Source organism: Pseudomonas yamanorum, assembly GCF_900105735.1.
GTDB classification, from domain to species: domain Bacteria; phylum Pseudomonadota; class Gammaproteobacteria; order Pseudomonadales; family Pseudomonadaceae; genus Aquipseudomonas; species Aquipseudomonas yamanorum.
This window is the reverse complement of the sequence record NZ_LT629793.1, coordinates 5,849,917-5,866,762: the sequence shown is the minus strand read 5'-3', so window position 1 is coordinate 5,866,762 and position 16,846 is coordinate 5,849,917. Positions and strand designations below refer to the sequence as shown.

The window sequence follows — 16,846 nt, the reverse complement described above, 5'->3', positions numbered from 1 at the left end:
GATTCAGTTTCTCCCGTTAGATCGCGGTGGCCTTCAGGTCACGATAGCTGGCCCCGGGATGGTTGTCCGCCAAGCGCGCACCGTCTCCAAACAATTTCTCCCGCAGGGTACCCTGGGCGTATTCAGTCTTGTACACGCCACGCTTCTGCAGCTCCGGCACCAGCAGCTCGACCGCATCGATAAAGGTCTCGTGGGTCAGTGCATAGGCCAGGTTGAAGCCGTCCACATCGGTCTCTTCAACCCATTCCTGCAACAGATCGGCCACGGTTTCCGGGCCGCCGACGAACAACGGGCCGAAACCACCAATGCCGACCCAGTCTGCCAGTTCATTCGGGGTCCAGACCTTGTTCGGGTCGGCGGTGGAGAACGCTTCCACCGCCGATTGAATGGCGTTGGTGTGCACATGCTTGAGGGGCTCATCGGGCTTGAACTGGCTGAAATCGATACCGGTCCAGCCGGAGATCAGCGCCATCGCGCCTTCGTAGCTGACGTAGGATTTGTATTCGTCGAACTTGGCCTTGGCCTTGGCGTCGGTCTCGCCAACGATCACCGTCTGCAGGTTGAAGATCAGGATTTTCTTCGGATCACGGCCTGCCTCCGCCGCACGCCGGCGGATGTCAGCGACGGTTTTCTTCAGCAGCACTTTCGACGGCGCGGCGACGAACACGCACTCGGCCTGCTCGGCGGCGAACTGCTTGCCCCGGCTGGAAGCGCCGGCCTGGTAGAGCACCGGGGTGCGTTGTGGCGAAGGTTCACACAGGTGAATGCCGGGCACCTGGAAGTGTTTGCCGACGTGGCGGATCTCGTGGATTTTGCTCGGGTCACTGAAGATCCGCCGCTCGCGGTCGCGCAACACGGCGCCCTCCTCCCAGCTGCCTTCCCAGAGCTTGTAGCAAACCTCCAGGTATTCCTCGGCGTAGTCGTAGCGTGCGTCGTGTTCGGTCTGGGCTTTCTGGCCGAGGTTCTTGGCGCCGCTTTCCAGGTACGAGGTGACAATGTTCCAGCCGACGCGGCCCTTGGTCAGGTGGTCGAGGGTGGAAAGGCGCCGGGCGAACGGGTATGGGTGTTCGAAGGACAGCGACGCCGTCAGGCCAAAGCCCAGGTGTTCGGTGACCAGCGCCATGGGGGCGATCAGCGACAGTGGGTCGTTGACCGGCACTTGGGTGGCCTGGCGAATCGCCGCGTCACCGTTGCCGTTGTAGACGTCGTAGATGCCCAGCACGTCGGCAATGAACAGGCCGTCGAACTTGCCGCGTTCGAGGATTTTCGCCAGGTCGGTCCAGTACTCCAGGTCCTTGTACTGCCATGAGCGGTCACGCGGATGGGCCCACAAGCCCGGCGACTGGTGGCCGACACAGTTCATGTCGAAGGCATTCAAGCGGATTTCACGAGGCATTAAACAGTACTCCGGGGGGCGACACCGTTGAGGTGGTAGTTGCCGACAATCTGGTATTTCCAGCGCAAGGGATCATCAAGGGTGGGTGGCAGTGCGGTGCGCTGGCCGGTGAGTTCGAATTCGGCGTTGCTGGCGGCGATGAGGGCTTCGGCAGCCGCGATCTGGGCTTCGGTGAGGGCAACCGGGCTCGGGTGGGTTTCGGCACGCTCAAACAAAGCGGCCGCGACCTCCACGCGAATCTGCAAATCGCCGAAGCGGCTGATCACGTAGGGGTCATCACTTTTCTCGACAAAGCGCCGGGTACTTTCCAGCAGTTGGCGCGCCTGATTCAGTGCGGTCATGGATGAAGCTCCTCAGTTCCAGGCGTGGCGTGCGGGCTTGACGCCGTTGAGCACAAAGTTGCCGATCAAGTGGTATTTCCAGCGGGCCGGGTCATGCAAGGTGTGGGTGCGCGCGTTGCGCCAGAAACGGTCGAGGTTGTGCTTGCCGGACACCGAGCGGGTGCCGGCCAGTTCGAAGAGTTTGCTGCTCGCGAGCAACGCGGTTTCGGCTGACAGCACCTTGGCCTGGGCGACCACCAGCGAGGCATTGGCCACGGTGTCTTCGTTGGGGTTGGCCAGGGCCTGGTCTACGGCAACGCCGGCCTTGGCGAGGATCGCTTCGGTGCCGTGGACCCGCCATTCCAGGTCGCCGATGGCGGCGATGGTGAACGGGTCTTGCCAGCCGTGATCCTGCTGGCTGTCGATCCAGGGCCGGGCCTGGCGTGCATGGATTTTTGCTTGTTCCAGGGCACCGAGGGCGATACCGGTGTCGACGGCCGCCTGGATAATTTGCGAAATCGGGCCGTTGGCGGTGGGTTGGTCGAAGGCCTGGTGGGCGGGAATCACCGCACTCAGCGGCACCTTCACACCGTCGAGGGTCACGCCGCCGCTGGCGGTGGTGCGCTGGCCGAAGCCATCCCAACTGTCGACCACTTGCAGCCCCGGCGCGTCCCGCTCGACAAAGGCGATGAAGGCCTGGTCTTTTTCATTCACGCCCACCGCGGGCACGATATGGGCGAACAAGGCGCCGGTGCAGTAGAACTTCTCACCGTTGATGTACGCGCTGTCGCCGTCAAAGCGCACTTGCGTATCAAAGGTGCCGGCGTTTTTGCTCTTGGCCTCGGAGAAGGCGTTGCCGAAACGGTAGCCCTGCAAGACCTTGGCGAAGTAGTGCTGCTTTTGTTCCTCGCTGGCGGTTTGCAGGAGGATGTCGACAACGCCCAGGTGGTTCTGCGGAATCTGCCCCAGGGACGGATCGGCGGCCGAGATCAGCTTGATCACCTCGGCCACCGTCACATAGGACACCCCTGCGCCACCGTAGGCCTTGGGAATGGTGATGCCCCACAGGCCGCTGGCGGAGAATTCATCCAGCTCGGCCACCGGCAGGCGTCGTTCGCGGTCACGCACACCGGCCTCGACGGCGAAACGCTTGGCCAACTCGGTGGCGACGGCGATGGCTTCGGCGTCTGAGCGAATGATGTGGGCAGGTTGCAGGGGTTGGGCTGACATGGGCCGACTCCAGGCTCCAGAGAGATACTGGGGTAATTGCAGGAGTCGTGCCTGAATCTAACGCTCAATAAAATCAGAGGGTTGCTTGTAAAACGGGGAAGTCGTCAGCGGTTCAAACCAGCAAAGTGTCCAACCACTGTTGCGCTGCCAACAGTTAGATCACCACATTGCGTACAAACCGCACCGCCACGTCGCCGTCATTGCGATAGGCGTGAAGGTAGCGACTGGCGAACATCAGGAACTCACCGGTGGCGACGTGTTTTTCCTCGTCACCCAGCACCAGCGTCAGCGTGCCTTCGAACACAAACAACTGCACGCTCCAGCCCTCGGGGTCCGGCTCGGGCATGTAGCGATCACCGGGCTCCAGGCGCATCTCCCATAGCTCCACCTCGCGGCGAGCGGTGGCTTTGGCCAGCAGCACGGCTTTGCTGCCGGGGATCTCGCCGGCCCAGGCCAGTTCGTTGATACGGCTGTGGTCGGGGGCGTCCGGAGCCTGGATCAGGTCGCTGAAGGCCACGTCCAGGGCTTCGGCCACCCGATCGAGGGTCGACAGGCTGACGTTCTTCTCCCCCGCCTCGATCGCCACCAGCATGCGCCGGCTGACGCCGGATTTTTCGGACAACGCCGTCTGGCTCAACTCTGCTGCATGACGCAGGCGTCGAACGTTCTGGCTGACGTGTTGCAGGACCGAAGCCCGTTGCGGATTTTCTTTGTGCACTATATTGCTCACAGGGTGGGGTTGCGCAGTATACTGCCCAGCTTGCGGCGCATTGTGCGGTCCGCGCCCCTACTGTGCAAGACCGAGCCGCCATGACCACCTCCCCATTGTTTTCCCGTTTCAGCAAAGCCGAATGTGTATTGGTGGTGATCACCATGTTTTGGGGTGGCACCTTTTTGCTGGTGCAGCACGCCATGGCCGTGAGCGGCCCGATGTTTTTTGTCGGCCTGCGTTTTGCGGCGGCGGCGCTGATCGTCGGGGCGTTCTCGTTACGCAGTCTGCGAGGCCTGACATTCTTTGAGTTGAAAGCCGGGTGCTTTATCGGTGTAGCGATCATGTTCGGCTACGGTTTGCAGACCATTGGCTTGCAGACAATCCTGAGCAGCCAGTCGGCATTCATCACCGCGCTGTATGTGCCATTCGTGCCGCTGCTGCAATGGCTGGTGCTGGGACGGCGGCCGGGGTTGATGCCGAGCATCGGCATTATGCTGGCGTTTACCGGGTTGATGCTGCTGACCGGCCCGGCCGGAACATCGCTGAATTTCAGCCCCGGTGAAATCGCCACGCTGATCGGTGCGGTGGCGATTGCCGCCGAGATCATCCTGATCAGCGCCTTTGCCGGGCAGGTGGATGTACGTCGGGTGACGGTGGTGCAACTGGCCACGGCCTCAGTGCTGTCGTTCCTGATGGTGGTGCCGATGGGCGAGGCGTTGCCGGCGTTTTCCTGGTTGCTGCTGTTCAGCGCGGTGGGCCTGGGACTGACCAGCGCGGTGATTCAGGTGGCGATGAACTGGGCGCAGAAAAGCGTCTCGCCGACTCGGGCCACGCTGATTTATGCCGGGGAGCCGGTGTGGGCCGGCGTCGTCGGGCGGATTGCCGGCGAGCGCTTCCCGCCGATTGCCATGGTGGGCGCAGCATTGATTGTGGCGGCGGTGATTGTCAGCGAAATAAAAACCCGTCGGCAGCGGCTCGCCGAACCCGAGATCGAACTGGAACACGAAAACCAGGGTTAAACGCCTCAGAGGCGCAACTCGCCGTCCAGGTTAATGGACTGTAGAAACGCCTCGTCATGGGACACCACGATCAATGCACCCTGGTATTGATTGAGCATTTGCTCCAGGGCAATCCGGCTGGGCAAGTCCAGATGGTTATCGGGTTCGTCCAACAACAGCAATTGCGGCGGATGCTGGGCGTAGAGCTGCGCGGCCAGGGCAATTTTCAGGCGCTCGCCACCGCTCAGTTGGCAGGTGTCGAGCATCGCGCGGTCGGCATCGATGCCCATTTGCGCCAGCCGGGTACGCGCTTCGCTTTCCGCCAGTAGCGGATTACTTTCGTAAAGCCATTGCACCGCCGTGCGTTCGGGGTGCTCCAGCCCGGCGTGTTGGTCCAGCCAGCCGATATGACAACTGCGCGCCAACTCGCCGGCGGCCACCGGCAACTGGCCGGCGATCACCCGCAACAGGCTCGACTTGCCGCTGCCATTGGCCCCCACGATCGCCATGCGCATCGGGCCGGTCAGGGTGAGATTGATCGGTGCGCGGCTGCCAAACGGCAGCACCACCTCATTGAGTTGCAACACCAGCTTGCCCTGGGGCACCACGCTTTCCGGCGACAGCATCATGCGCTGGATCTCGGGCGCACACCGTGCACGCGCCTCGGCGATCCGCTGCTGTTGCTGCTCACGCGCCAGCTGCTGATTGAGGCGCAACTTGCCCTGGCTGTTTTCACTGCGCTCTTTCTGGGCGTTGGTGATCAGTTTGGTCTGATTGCCATCCCGGGCCTGGCGGTCGCCCCGGGCATTGCGGCGCTGCTGACGCTCCATCTGGATGACCGCTTCACGCTGCTCACGTCTGGCGTGCGCGCGCTCCCCCTGCAACGCCGACTGGAACGCTTGCTGCTCCTGCTCCCGTGTCGCCGCATAGTGGCTGTAATTACCGCCGTAAACCGCCAAGCCCGTGGGCGACAGTTCGACAATCTCGTCCATGTGCTCCAGCAACCCACGGTCGTGGCTGATCAGCACCAGGCCGCTGGACCACCGACCAATCTGCTGGGCAAGCTTGTGTTGCTGATCAATGTCCAAGTGGTTGCTGGGCTCATCGAGGATCAACCAGTCTGCCCTGGACAACCAGGCGCCCAGCAAAGCGACGCGCTGGCGTTCGCCGCCACTGAGGGCTGCGGTGGGCGAGTCGGCAGTCAAGTGCCCCAGGCCGATGTGTTCCAGGGCAGCCACCAGTCGAGGCGCGCAATCCCATTGATCGACCGCCAGTGCATGGTCGTGTTCGTCCAGACTGCCCTCGGTGATACGCGCCAACGCTCCCAGCACTTGGTCGACACCTGCCAGCGCCGCTACGGTGGGATAGCGCTCGGGCTCCAGCAGTTGCGTCACCGCGTACACACTGCCCTCACGGCGCACATGCCCGCGGGTGGGCTGCAGGGTGCCCGCGAGCATTGCGCCCAACAAGGACTTGCCAGTCCCATTGGCCCCCACGAGGCCGGTCGCCCGGGCGCTGAAAGCATGGTTCAGGTTGTCGAACAGGCTGCGTCCGTCCGGCAGGCTGTAGGCGACATGGTCAAGGTGGAGCAATCGCTGGGTCATCACACGTCCTTATGTAACAGGCTGAAAAAAAGCCTTTGAACAGCATACCTGCCCTGAATACAGGCATTGAAACAATGCCAAACAGTCTTTTTCAGCCTACCTTGTAGGATCCTGCCACATCTTGCCGTTTGGTGATCAAGATTCCGGCACGTATGATGCATCCCAAACTCCCGCAGATTAGAAGCCTATGTCCCTGATAGTTCTACTGCTTCTGCCCTTTATCGGCAGCTGTCTCGCGGCCTTGCTGCCGCACAACGCACGTAATACAGAGTCCCTGCTGGCCGGCCTCGTCGCCCTGGTCGGGACGGTTCAAGTCGCCCTGCTCTACCCCCAGATCGCCCACGGTGGCGTGATACGTGAAGAATTCATGTGGTTGCCCAGCCTCGGGCTGAACTTCGTATTGCGCATGGACGGTTTTGCCTGGCTGTTCTCGATGCTGGTACTGGGCATCGGGACTTTGGTGTCGCTGTACGCCCGTTATTACATGTCGCCGGAAGACCCGGTGCCGCGTTTCTTCGCGTTTTTCCTGGCGTTTATGGGCGCCATGCTTGGCCTGGTGATTTCCGGCAACCTGATCCAGATCGTGTTTTTCTGGGAACTCACCAGCCTGTTCTCGTTCCTGTTGATCGGCTACTGGCACCACCGTGCCGATGCCCGGCGCGGCGCCTATATGGCGCTGATGGTCACCGGCGCGGGCGGTTTGTGCCTGCTGGCGGGGGTGATGCTGCTCGGGCATATCGTCGGCAGCTACGACCTGGACCAGGTCCTGGCTGCCGGTGATCAGATCCGTGCCCATTCGCTGTACCCGATCATGCTCGCCCTGGTGCTGATCGGCGCCCTGAGCAAAAGCGCGCAATTCCCCTTCCACTTCTGGCTGCCCCACGCCATGGCTGCACCGACGCCGGTGTCGGCCTACCTGCACTCGGCAACGATGGTGAAGGCCGGCGTGTTCCTGCTGGCCCGCCTGTGGCCGTCGCTGTCCGGCAGCGAAGAGTGGTTCTGGATTGTCGGCGGTGCCGGCGCCATTACCCTGCTGCTCGGCGCTTATTGCGCCATGTTCCAGAACGATCTCAAGGGCCTGCTGGCCTACTCCACCATCAGCCACCTCGGGCTGATCACCTTGCTGCTGGGCCTCAACAGCCCGCTGGCCGCCGTCGCCGCGGTATTCCATATCCTCAACCACGCCACCTTCAAGGCATCGCTGTTCATGGCGGCGGGGATCATCGACCACGAAAGCGGCACCCGTGACATTCGCAAGCTCAGCGGCTTGGTGAAGCTGATTCCGTTCACTGCGACGCTGGCGATGGTCGCCAGTGCGTCCATGGCCGGCGTGCCGCTGCTCAACGGCTTCCTGTCCAAGGAAATGTTCTTCGCCGAAACCGTGTTCATCTCCGCCACCGCCTGGGTGGAAATCGCCCTGCCGGTCATCGCAACCATCGCCGGCACCTTCAGCGTGGCCTATGCCCTGCGCTTTACCGTGGATGTGTTCTTCGGCCCTAAAGCCACCAACCTGCCTCACACTCCGCACGAGCCACCACGCTGGATGCGCGCGCCGGTGGAGTTGCTGGTGTTTACCTGCCTGCTGGTGGGGATTTTCCCGGCCCAGGTGGTCGGTTCGATCCTCGCCGCTGCCGCCTTGCCGGTGGTCGGCGGCGAGCTGCCGGAGTACAGCCTCGCCATCTGGCATGGCTGGAACGCGCCGATGATCATGAGCCTGGTGGCCATGTCCGGCGGCGTGGTGCTCTATCTGCTGCTGCGCAAGCAACTCAAGCTGGGCCGCTTCAAATACCCGCCGATCATCAGCTACTTCAACGGCAAGCGCGGCTTCGAGCGCTGCCTGGTGGTGATGATGCGCGGGGTGCGCAAGATCGAAAAACGCATCAGCACCAAACGCCTGCAAACCCAGCTGTTCCTACTGGTGCTGGCGGCGGTGATCGCCGGGTTGATCCCGATGCTCTACAGCGGCATCAGTTGGGGCGACCGGCCGAAGATCCCGGGTTCCATCGTGTTCGTCACCCTCTGGTTGCTGGCGATCGCCTGTGCCCTGGGCGCCGCCTGGCAAGCCAAGTATCACCGGCTGGCGGCCCTGACCATGGTCAGCGTGTGCGGGATGGTGACCTGCGTGACCTTCGTCTGGTTCTCCGCGCCGGACCTGGCGCTGACCCAACTGGTGGTGGAAGTGGTCACCACGGTGCTGATCCTGCTGGGCCTGCGCTGGCTGCCACGGCGGATCGAAGAAGTCTCGCCACTGCCGAGCTCGTTGCGCAAGGCACGCATCCGCCGCCTGCGGGACTTTCTCCTGTCCACCGTGGTCGGTGGCGGAATGGCGCTGCTCTCCTACGCGATGCTGACCCGCCAGACCCCCAACGACATCTCCTCGTTCTACCTCAGCCGCGCCCTGCCCGAAGGCGGCGGCAGCAATGTGGTGAACGTGATGCTGGTGGACTTCCGTGGGTTCGACACCCTGGGCGAAATCACCGTGCTCGGCGCCGTGGCGCTGACTGTCTACGCCCTGTTGCGTCGCTTCCGGCCTTCGAAAGAAAGCATGGAGTTGCCCGCGCAACAGCGCCAGTTGGCACCCGACGTAGCCACCGACCTGGTCAACCCGCGCCAGGCCAGCGACACCGCCTTGGGCTTCATGATGGTGCCGGCGGTGCTGGTGCGCCTGCTGCTGCCGATTGCCCTGGTTGTCTCCTTCTACCTGTTCATGCGCGGCCACAACCAACCGGGCGGCGGATTTGTCGCCGGGCTGGTGATGTCCGTCGCGTTCACCCTGCAATACATGGTCGCCGGTACCCAGTGGGTCGAGGCACAGATGAGCCTGCGACCGATGCGCTGGATGGGCTTTGGCTTGTTATCCGCAACCCTGACTGGGCTCGGCGCACTGCTCGCCGGTTACCCGTTCCTCACCACCCACACCTGGCACTTCAGCCTGCCGGTGCTGGGGGACATCCACGTCGCCAGCGCACTGTTCTTCGACGTCGGCGTGTACGCCATGGTGGTCGGCTCGACCTTGCTGATGCTCACCGCCCTGGGCCACCAATCGGTGCGTGCCCATAAACCCAGCAACCAGGCGAAAGCCGTTGCCAGCCAAGGAGGAGCCGCCTGATGGAAGAAGTCATCGCAATTGCCATTGGGGTCCTGGCGGCCTCCGGCGTCTGGCTGATCCTGCGGCCACGGACGTTCCAGGTGGTAATGGGCCTGTGCCTGCTGTCCTACGGGGTCAACCTGTTCATCTTCAGCATGGGCAGCCTGTTTATCGGCAAGGAGCCGATCATCAAGGACGGCGTGCCGCAAGACTTGCTCAACTACACCGACCCGCTGCCCCAGGCCCTGGTGCTGACGGCGATCGTGATCAGCTTCGCCATGACTGCGCTGTTCCTGGTGGTGCTGCTGGCGTCCCGGGGCCTGACCGGCACTGACCATGTAGACGGCCGGGAGCCCAAGGAATGACCTGGATGAATCAACTGATCATCGCGCCGATCCTGCTGCCGTTGCTGACCGCCGCGCTGATGCTGATGCTCGGCGAGAAGCACCGCCCGCTCAAGGCGCGAATCAACCTGTTCTCCAGCATGGTCGGCCTCGGCATCGCCGTGCTGTTGCTGTACTGGACCCAAAAAGGCGGCCCCGGCTCCATCGGCGTGTACCTGCCGGGCAACTGGCAAGTGCCGTTCGGCATCGTGCTGGTGGTGGACCAACTGTCGGCGATGATGCTGGTGCTCACCGGGATCATCGGCGTCAGCGCCCTGCTGTTCGCCATGGCCCGTTGGGATCGGGCCGGCACCAGTTTCCATGCGCTGTTCCAGATTCAGTTGATGGGCCTGTATGGCGCCTTCCTGACCGCCGACCTGTTCAACCTGTTCGTGTTTTTCGAGGTGCTGCTGGCGGCCTCCTACGGCCTGATGCTTCACGGCTCCGGCCGGGCGCGGGTGTCGGCGGGGCTGCATTACATCTCGATCAACCTGCTGGCCTCGACCTTGTTCCTGATTGGTGCGGCGCTGATCTATGGCGTCACCGGCACCCTGAACTTTGCCGACCTGGCACTGAAAATCCCCCTGGTGCCGGAGGCCGATCGCGGCCTGCTGCACGCCGGTGCGGGCATCCTCGCCGTCGCCTTCCTGGCCAAGGCCGGCATGTGGCCGCTGAACTTCTGGCTGGCACCCGCCTACTCCTCGGCCAGTGCGCCGGTGGCGGCGATGTTTGCGATCATGACCAAGGTCGGCGTGTACACCGTGCTGCGCCTGTGGAACCTGCTGTTCTCCGGCCAGGCCGGGGCCTCGGCGCTGTTTGGCGGCGACTGGCTGATCTACGGCGGCATGGCGACCATCGTCTGCGCGGCACTGGCGATGATTGCCGCGCAACGCCTGGAACGCATGGCCAGCTTGAGTATTCTGGTATCCGCCGGGATCCTGCTGTCGGCAGTGGGTTTTGCCCAGCCAAGCCTGACCGCCGGGGCGCTGTTTTACCTGGTCAGTTCCACCCTGGCGCTGAGTGCGCTGTTCCTGCTGGCCGAATTGATCGAACGTTCGCGCTCGGCCAACGACATGCCCCTGGACGACGAAATCGAAGCCCTGCCCAAGGCCATGGAATCCCTGCATCCACCGCCCGGCACCAACCTCGACGATGAACAGAAAGCCGTCGTCGGCCAAGTGATTCCCTGGACCGTAGCGTTCCTCGGCCTGAGCTTTATCGCCTGCGCCCTGCTGATCATCGGCATGCCACCGCTGTCCGGGTTTATCGGCAAGCTCAGCTTGCTCAGCGCGTTGATCAACCCGATGGGCCTGGGCAATGCCATCGACGAACCGGTGCGTCCGGCCGCCTGGGGCCTGGTGGCACTGCTGATCTTCTCCGGCCTGGCTTCGCTGATCGCCTTCGCCCGCCTCGGCATCCAGCGCTTCTGGACCCCGGAAGAACGTCCATCGCCGCTGCTGCGCCGCTTCGAATGCGTGCCGATTTTCTTCCTGCTGGGCCTGAGCATCGCCCTGACGTTCAAGGCCGAGCCGCTGATGCGCTATACCCAGGCGGCCGCCGAAAGCCTGAACAACCCGGAACACTATGTGATGGCGGTCATGGCGACGCGCCCGGTGCCGAGCCCTGAAGCCAAGGCCGCCGCCCTGGAGGTGCAGCCATGAAGCGCCTGTTCCCTGCCCCGTGGCTGTCATTGGCATTGTGGTTGTTGTGGCTGGTGCTGAACCTGTCCGTCAGCCCCGGCAACCTGCTGCTGGGGGCGATCCTCGGCTTTGCGGCACCATGGATGATGGCGCCGTTGCGCCCGCTGCCGATCCGCATCCGCCGCCCGGGGGTGATCATCCGTCTGTTCTTCCTGGTGGGGCGTGACGTGATCATCTCCAATCTTGCTGTGGCCTGGGGCATCCTGACCTGCGGCTCGCGCCCGCCGCGTTCGCGCTTTATCAAGATCCCCCTGGACCTGCGAGACGCCAACGGCCTGGCCGTGCTGGCGATGATCACCAGCGTGACGCCGGGCACCGTGTGGTCGGAACTGGCCCTGGACCGCAGCATCCTGCTGATCCACGTGTTCGACCTGGATGACGAAGCGCAGTTTATCGAGCACTTCAAACACGCCTACGAACGGCCCCTGATGGAGATCTTCGAATGAGCGCCCTGCTCTCCAATGCGATCCTGTTCAGCCTGTTCCTATTCTCCTTGGCCATGGTGCTGACCCTGGTGCGCCTGTTCAAAGGCCCGTCGGCCCAGGACCGGGTGCTGGCACTGGATTACCTGTACATTTTGGCCATGCTGATGATGCTGGTGCTGGGCATTCGGTATGCCAGTGACACCTATTTTGAAGCGGCGTTGTTGATTGCGCTGTTTGGCTTTGTGGGGTCGTTCGCCCTGGCGAAATTCCTGCTGCGTGGGGAGGTGATCGAATGATCAATGTCGATGTGTTACCGCTGTGGGTTGAAGTGATCGTCGCGGTATTGTTGGTGCTGAGCAGCCTGTTTGCGCTGATTGGGGCGATTGGGTTGTTGCGGATGAAAGACTTCTTCCAGCGCATGCACCCGCCGGCGTTGGCCTCGACCTTGGGCGCCTGGTGCGTGGCGCTGGCCTCGATCATCTACTTTTCGGTGCTCAAGTCCGGTCCTGTATTGCACGGTTGGTTGATCCCGATCCTGCTGTCGATCACGGTGCCGGTGACCACGTTGCTGCTGGCACGTACCGCGTTGTTCCGCAAGCGCATGGCCGGGGATGATGTGCCGGCTGAAGTCAGCAGCCGTCGCACTGACAGCGGCAGCTGATCCCCACAGGCGCCGCAGTGGTGAAATTCGTTCTCCAATAGAATCCATAAAATAGAACCTCATCGCTAATCCCGGTATCGGGATCACTTTATGAGGTTTTCCCCCATGGCATTCACTCCCCTTGTCCAAGCCCATCTCGACGCATGGGTTGCCTGCGCCGCTGACTTTGGCCCATTTCTCACGGGCCAGGAAACCACCCTCACCCTCAATGAGCAGCGCAAGGCTTATGAGCAGGTGCTTTGTTCCCATCCGATTCCCGCCGGTGTCAGCTTTTGTGACGTCGATATGGGTGGCGTACCGGGCATGATGGTCGTGCCTGATGGGTTTGAGGGGGACCGGGTGCTGCTTTACATCCACGGCGGTGGTTATGTCGGCGGCAACCCGCGGGGCTACCTGGGCCTTGCCGGCCACTTCGCAAAACTGCTGGGTGCAAAGGTCTACCTGCCCGACTACCGCCTGGCGCCCGAGCATCCGTTCCCCGTGCCTATTGATGACACGTTGCAGGCCTATCGCTGGCTGCTCGACCAAGGCAATGACCCCAGGTCCATCGTGTTCTCGGGCGATTCGGCCGGCGGCGCGATGGTGGTGTCGGTGATGGTCAAGGCCCGCAACGCAGGCCTGCCACTGCCCGCCGGGGGCGCCGCCTTGTCGCCGTGGGCCAACCTGGAACACACCGGCGCCTCAATCGACAACCGTGACGGCCTCGACCCGCAAGCCTCCCGCCTGGGGCTGACGCTGCTTGCAAAAGCGTTTCTCAATGGTGCGCTGCCGAATGATCCCGATGCATCGCCGGTGTTCGCGGACGTCAGGGGATTGCCGCCCATTCTGGTGCAGATCGGCGAAAACGAAGTCATGCTCAGCGACGCCATGCGCCTGGCCACCCACCTGGGGGAAAACCGGGTACGCGTGTCGCTGGAGGTTTGGCCCGGGATGTTCCATGTCTGGCATTTGTTTGCGGCAATCTTGCCCGAAGGCATGCAGGCTGTGGCGAATGCGGCGTTGTTTCTGGACCAGGCAATACGTGGCAGCCGTAGCGCTTGAGTGGTTGCGCAGAGCGCGGGAAAGGCAGCGCTCCTGCCGATAATTATCTGTCACCTGGGGCCCCACCGCCCCCCCTACCTTTATCGGACAACGTATCCCGATACAGGTAATGATCATGTATACCCATTCCGATGCACTGACCACGCTGTTTGATTTGCTCAACGCGCTGAATGCGCTGATTTCACATTTGACGAGCCAGCAACAGGCAGCCAAGCAGCGGGGTCTCGAGTTGTATCAACTCGGTGAATTCGAAGAGTGCGAAACCCCTTTGACCATCTCCGCCTCGGCCGGCGATGCGCCGTCCCAATATGCCCTGGGCGAGGCCATCCGGCGCCGGGTCGGCAGTGTCGGCCCCGATGCCCAGGCGTGGTACCGCCTGGCCGCCGCCCAGGATCATGTGTACGCCCTGATGCGCCTGGGTGGCGAAACCGACCTGGCCAAGGCCAAGACCCTCGCCCAGGCAGGTGCCGATGCTGGCGACGGCGAGGCGATGCTGCAGCTGTATGAACTGACCAAAGACCGCTCGTGGCTGAGAAAGGCAGGCGATGCCGGCTGCGCCGAGGCCTATTACATTGCAGCGCTGCTGTATAACAAAAACCCGGAGGCCAGTGACAACCGCGACTCCATGCTCAGGTACGCGGCCTTCAAGGGCTTCCCGCCGGCGATGAAGTGGCTGGCCAACATGCAGACCTATTACCACAACCTCTCCTACCAGCGCATACACCTGGAAAAACGGCTTGCGCTGAATGACCTCGATGGCGTCATGACCTATGCCGGTGCGCTCGGCGGCTTCGATATCGATGAAAGTGGCACCAACCGCTATCACTATCCCGAGAACAAAATCCACGCCTATGGGCTGTACTGGCTGGTCATGGATAGTACCCGGCAGAACTCTCGGCACGGCGAAGCTGCGGGCTACCTGCGACAGCTGGGCGGCGCATTGAATACCGAGGAAATAGAAACGGCCAAGGCGTATGGCCGCCAGTGGAAAACCGAGCACCCGGCGCTATCGGAATTCAGGTTGACCTACAGCGACCTGAAATGACCGGCGACTGATGACGGATTTGAGAGCACATCCGGCAGTTAAAGATTAATTAATCCAAAAACAGCTTGGCTAAGTATTTCCAGGCTGGTACGGTTTAGTGGATTATTTAATCCACTAAACCTCAGGCCTCCCCCATGACAGTTCACACCCCTCGCTTCAACCATAAAGTCGCCCTGGTCACCGGCGGTTCCCGCGGTATCGGCGAAGCGATTGTCCGCCGGTTTGCAGATGAAGGTGCAGCGGTCGCGTTTACTTATTCCTCCTCTGTCGACAAGGCACAAGCTCTGGTTGGCCTGATCGAAAGCAAGGGCGGAAAAGCCTTGGCGATTCAGGCCGACAGTGCTGATGTGGGGGCGATAGAACGGGCGGTCGCGACCACCGTCGAGCATTTCGGCGCCTTGAATATCCTGGTCAACAACGCCGGGATCCTGCTGATGGGCACCGTCGACACCTTCAGCCTGGAAGACTTCGACCGGATGTTTGCGGTCAATGTGCGAGCCACGTTTGCGGCGGCCAAGGCCTGCTCGCCGGTGATGCACAACGGTGACCGGATCATCACCGTGGGCAGCGTGGTCGCTCAACGTTCGGGCTTCCTGGGCTCCAGCGTCTACAGCATGACGAAGTCGGCGATCGCCGGTATGATCCGCGGCCTGGCGATTGATTTCGCCCCGCGCGGCATCACCGTCAACAACGTGCAACCGGGCCCGACCAGCACCGACATGAACCCGGCAGACGGGCCCCATGCGGACATGATCAAAAGCCTGATCCCCTTGGGCCGCGTAGGCACTGCCGATGATGTTGCCGGAATGGTTGCTTATCTCGCGTCCGAAGACGCGGCATTTGTCACCGGCGCCAGCATGACCATCGACGGTGGTTACCTGGCCTGATCCATCAACTGCAATTTCCCCGAGGTAACCATGGCAAGACCCAGAGCATTCGACCGCGACCAGGTGCTGCGCGAGGCCATCCGGGTTTTCTGCGACAAGGGTTTTGCCGCGGCTTCAACGGAAGAATTGATGCAGGCCATGGGGCTGAGCCGCCAGAGCATGTACAACACCTTTGGCGACAAACGTCAGTTGTACCTGCTGGCGATGGCCGAGTATCAGCGCACCGGCGTCGACGACTTGATCGAGCGCCTGAACCAGGGCCCGACCCCGCTGCAGGCACTGCACGACACCCTGCAATCCTTCGCCACCCGCGCCCTGCGGGAAGGAACGGCGGGTTGCATGGGGGTCAATGCCATCTGCGAGTTCGGCGTGGGTGATGAAGAAATCAATCAACTTACCGCCCACAGCGCCGGCCGTTTGCGCAATGCGTTCGAACAGACCCTGGAGCGCGCGCAGCAACAAGGTGAATTGGCCGTCGGCACCGATCTCTCGGGCGCGTGTGATTTTCTGATGGCCACCCTCAGCGGCATGAAAATCGCCAGCAAGGGCGGCGCCACTACTGAGCAGCTGGAGTGCATTGCGGGTTTTGCACTGCGGGCGCTCAGCGCAAAAGCATGATCAGCCCACTAGAGTATCGGCGCGCCAAATCGGCCCAATCGTGGCATCCAATGGTCCAGGATCTGCGCTGAAGCCAGGACATGGTGCGCATGCCCGATCAACAGCCGACGCGGCACGAACCCGATATAGCGGGAGTCATCGCTGTTATCGCGATTGTCGCCCAGCATGAAGTAACTGTCGGCCGGCACCACCACCGGGCCGAAATCGCGTAACGCCCGTACCGTCGGCATGAACTGAATCGTGCGCTGGCTGTTGTTCGCACGCTCTGTCAGCTTGATCCCCGGGACCGTGTGGCCCGGAGCGATGGGCTCGCTGATGTCCTGCCCATTACTGTAGGTGGCCGGCGTACCGTTGACCCACAGCACTTCGTCGCGCATTTCCAGGGTATCGCCGGGGATGCCGACGATACGTTTGATCAAACGAATGCCATCCTTGGGTGATGAGAACGTGACGACATCGCCGCGCTGGGGGTTATCCAGCTTGGCCAGGGAAATATCGGTGAGGGGTAACTTGAGGTCATACGCCACCCGATTGACCAGCACCACATCACCTTCAAGCAACGTCGGGCGCATGGAGCCGGATGGAATGGGGTTCCAATCGGCCAGGGACGTACGGAAAACCCCGAAGCACAGCCAGAAAATGATCGCGTAACGGTAGCGGATTAACCAACGGCGCATAGATCCTCGCAATACGAAAAGGGACACCGGCCTGCGCCGGGTACCCACGGTGATTTTTGGC

At 62.2% G+C, this 16,846-nt stretch carries 17 protein-coding genes; 11 read left to right on the top strand and 6 right to left on the bottom strand.

Features of this window, described 5'->3' with window-relative positions:
- Window positions 1-16: 16 nt before the first annotated feature.
- The 4 genes from BLU46_RS27545 to BLU46_RS27530 form a co-directional block, all read right to left on the bottom strand.
- Window positions 17-1,396 carry an LLM class flavin-dependent oxidoreductase gene (locus BLU46_RS27545; RefSeq protein ID WP_063028717.1) on the bottom strand — a complete coding sequence of 460 codons (1,380 nt, stop codon included), beginning with the start codon at window positions 1,394-1,396 and terminating at the stop codon, window positions 17-19.
- A complete protein-coding gene (locus BLU46_RS27540; protein WP_017477002.1) occupies window positions 1,396-1,737 on the bottom strand; it encodes an acyl-CoA dehydrogenase in 342 nt (113 codons plus the stop codon). The genes BLU46_RS27545 and BLU46_RS27540 overlap by 1 nt, the downstream gene beginning before the upstream one ends.
- Window positions 1,738-1,749: 12 nt before the next feature.
- Entirely contained in the window at window positions 1,750-2,946 is a 1,197-nt protein-coding gene (locus BLU46_RS27535; RefSeq protein WP_093208087.1) for an SfnB family sulfur acquisition oxidoreductase, read from the bottom strand.
- Window positions 2,947-3,100: 154 nt separating this feature from the next.
- Window positions 3,101-3,664, bottom strand: coding sequence for a helix-turn-helix domain-containing protein (locus BLU46_RS27530; protein WP_093208083.1), 564 nt, complete (start codon window positions 3,662-3,664; stop codon window positions 3,101-3,103).
- 92 nt (window positions 3,665-3,756) lie between these two features.
- On the opposite strand from BLU46_RS27530, the gene BLU46_RS27525 reads away from it, so the two are divergent.
- Complete coding sequence (locus tag BLU46_RS27525) at window positions 3,757-4,677, top strand: DMT family transporter (RefSeq protein ID WP_093208080.1); 921 nt, start codon at window positions 3,757-3,759, stop codon at window positions 4,675-4,677.
- 5 nt (window positions 4,678-4,682) lie between these two features.
- On the opposite strand, the gene BLU46_RS27520 is transcribed toward BLU46_RS27525, so the two are convergent.
- Window positions 4,683-6,260: an ATP-binding cassette domain-containing protein gene (locus BLU46_RS27520; protein ID WP_093208078.1), complete on the bottom strand. Its 1,578-nt coding sequence runs from the start codon at window positions 6,258-6,260 to the stop codon at window positions 4,683-4,685.
- A gap of 187 nt (window positions 6,261-6,447) precedes the next feature.
- Between BLU46_RS27520 and BLU46_RS27515 the strand changes: the two genes are divergently transcribed.
- The 10 genes from BLU46_RS27515 to BLU46_RS27470 all read left to right on the top strand — a co-directional run bounded on the left by BLU46_RS27515 (window position 6,448) and on the right by BLU46_RS27470 (window position 16,108).
- Window positions 6,448-9,369: a monovalent cation/H+ antiporter subunit A gene (locus BLU46_RS27515; protein WP_093208076.1), complete on the top strand. Its 2,922-nt coding sequence runs from the start codon at window positions 6,448-6,450 to the stop codon at window positions 9,367-9,369.
- Complete coding sequence (locus BLU46_RS27510) at window positions 9,369-9,713, top strand: Na+/H+ antiporter subunit C (RefSeq protein ID WP_003192163.1); 345 nt, start codon at window positions 9,369-9,371, stop codon at window positions 9,711-9,713. The genes BLU46_RS27515 and BLU46_RS27510 overlap by 1 nt, the downstream gene beginning before the upstream one ends.
- The gene (locus BLU46_RS27505; RefSeq protein ID WP_003211748.1) at window positions 9,710-11,392 is read left to right on the top strand and encodes a monovalent cation/H+ antiporter subunit D; all 1,683 of its coding nucleotides are present in this window, start codon (window positions 9,710-9,712) and stop codon (window positions 11,390-11,392) included. Before BLU46_RS27510 ends, BLU46_RS27505 begins: the two co-directional genes overlap by 4 nt.
- Window positions 11,389-11,877 (top strand): Na+/H+ antiporter subunit E, encoded by a 489-nt coding sequence (locus tag BLU46_RS27500; RefSeq protein ID WP_017476996.1) that lies wholly within the window; start codon window positions 11,389-11,391, stop codon window positions 11,875-11,877. The genes BLU46_RS27505 and BLU46_RS27500 overlap by 4 nt, the downstream gene beginning before the upstream one ends.
- Window positions 11,874-12,152 (top strand): K+/H+ antiporter subunit F, encoded by a 279-nt coding sequence (locus BLU46_RS27495; protein WP_003211751.1) that lies wholly within the window; start codon window positions 11,874-11,876, stop codon window positions 12,150-12,152. The genes BLU46_RS27500 and BLU46_RS27495 overlap by 4 nt, the downstream gene beginning before the upstream one ends.
- The gene (locus BLU46_RS27490; RefSeq protein WP_003211753.1) at window positions 12,149-12,517 is read left to right on the top strand and encodes a Na+/H+ antiporter subunit G; all 369 of its coding nucleotides are present in this window, start codon (window positions 12,149-12,151) and stop codon (window positions 12,515-12,517) included. The genes BLU46_RS27495 and BLU46_RS27490 overlap by 4 nt, the downstream gene beginning before the upstream one ends.
- A gap of 105 nt (window positions 12,518-12,622) precedes the next feature.
- Window positions 12,623-13,558 (top strand): alpha/beta hydrolase, encoded by a 936-nt coding sequence (locus BLU46_RS27485; protein ID WP_093208073.1) that lies wholly within the window; start codon window positions 12,623-12,625, stop codon window positions 13,556-13,558.
- A 115-nt stretch (window positions 13,559-13,673) separates the two neighbouring features.
- Complete coding sequence (locus tag BLU46_RS27480) at window positions 13,674-14,603, top strand: tetratricopeptide repeat protein (RefSeq protein ID WP_172834553.1); 930 nt, start codon at window positions 13,674-13,676, stop codon at window positions 14,601-14,603.
- 134 nt (window positions 14,604-14,737) lie between these two features.
- Window positions 14,738-15,490 (top strand): 3-oxoacyl-ACP reductase family protein, encoded by a 753-nt coding sequence (locus BLU46_RS27475; RefSeq protein ID WP_093208068.1) that lies wholly within the window; start codon window positions 14,738-14,740, stop codon window positions 15,488-15,490.
- A 30-nt stretch (window positions 15,491-15,520) separates the two neighbouring features.
- Complete coding sequence (locus BLU46_RS27470; RefSeq protein WP_093208064.1) at window positions 15,521-16,108, top strand: TetR/AcrR family transcriptional regulator; 588 nt, start codon at window positions 15,521-15,523, stop codon at window positions 16,106-16,108.
- Between the two features lie 8 nt (window positions 16,109-16,116).
- On the opposite strand, the gene lepB is transcribed toward BLU46_RS27470, so the two are convergent.
- Window positions 16,117-16,785, bottom strand: coding sequence for a signal peptidase I (gene lepB / locus BLU46_RS27465; protein WP_093208061.1), 669 nt, complete (start codon window positions 16,783-16,785; stop codon window positions 16,117-16,119).
- Between the last annotated feature and the right edge of the window lie 61 nt (window positions 16,786-16,846).

What these genes read in the sequence shown, in the direction of transcription:
- BLU46_RS27545 (WP_063028717.1), bottom strand. Translation starts at nt 1,396, where the DNA reads ATGCCTCGTGAAATCCGCTTGAATGCCTTCGACATGAACTGTGTCGGC.
- BLU46_RS27540 (WP_017477002.1), bottom strand. Translation starts at nt 1,737, where the DNA reads ATGACCGCACTGAATCAGGCGCGCCAACTGCTGGAAAGTACCCGGCGC.
- BLU46_RS27535 (WP_093208087.1), bottom strand. Translation starts at nt 2,946, where the DNA reads ATGTCAGCCCAACCCCTGCAACCTGCCCACATCATTCGCTCAGACGCC.
- BLU46_RS27525 (WP_093208080.1), top strand. Translation starts at nt 3,757, where the DNA reads ATGACCACCTCCCCATTGTTTTCCCGTTTCAGCAAAGCCGAATGTGTA.
- BLU46_RS27520 (WP_093208078.1), bottom strand. Translation starts at nt 6,260, where the DNA reads ATGACCCAGCGATTGCTCCACCTTGACCATGTCGCCTACAGCCTGCCG.
- BLU46_RS27515 (WP_093208076.1), top strand. Translation starts at nt 6,448, where the DNA reads ATGTCCCTGATAGTTCTACTGCTTCTGCCCTTTATCGGCAGCTGTCTC.
- BLU46_RS27510 (WP_003192163.1), top strand. Translation starts at nt 9,369, where the DNA reads ATGGAAGAAGTCATCGCAATTGCCATTGGGGTCCTGGCGGCCTCCGGC.
- BLU46_RS27505 (WP_003211748.1), top strand. Translation starts at nt 9,710, where the DNA reads ATGACCTGGATGAATCAACTGATCATCGCGCCGATCCTGCTGCCGTTG.
- BLU46_RS27500 (WP_017476996.1), top strand. Translation starts at nt 11,389, where the DNA reads ATGAAGCGCCTGTTCCCTGCCCCGTGGCTGTCATTGGCATTGTGGTTG.
- BLU46_RS27495 (WP_003211751.1), top strand. Translation starts at nt 11,874, where the DNA reads ATGAGCGCCCTGCTCTCCAATGCGATCCTGTTCAGCCTGTTCCTATTC.
- BLU46_RS27490 (WP_003211753.1), top strand. Translation starts at nt 12,149, where the DNA reads ATGATCAATGTCGATGTGTTACCGCTGTGGGTTGAAGTGATCGTCGCG.
- BLU46_RS27485 (WP_093208073.1), top strand. Translation starts at nt 12,623, where the DNA reads ATGGCATTCACTCCCCTTGTCCAAGCCCATCTCGACGCATGGGTTGCC.
- BLU46_RS27480 (WP_172834553.1), top strand. Translation starts at nt 13,674, where the DNA reads ATGTATACCCATTCCGATGCACTGACCACGCTGTTTGATTTGCTCAAC.
- BLU46_RS27475 (WP_093208068.1), top strand. Translation starts at nt 14,738, where the DNA reads ATGACAGTTCACACCCCTCGCTTCAACCATAAAGTCGCCCTGGTCACC.
- BLU46_RS27470 (WP_093208064.1), top strand. Translation starts at nt 15,521, where the DNA reads ATGGCAAGACCCAGAGCATTCGACCGCGACCAGGTGCTGCGCGAGGCC.
- lepB (WP_093208061.1), bottom strand. Translation starts at nt 16,785, where the DNA reads ATGCGCCGTTGGTTAATCCGCTACCGTTACGCGATCATTTTCTGGCTG.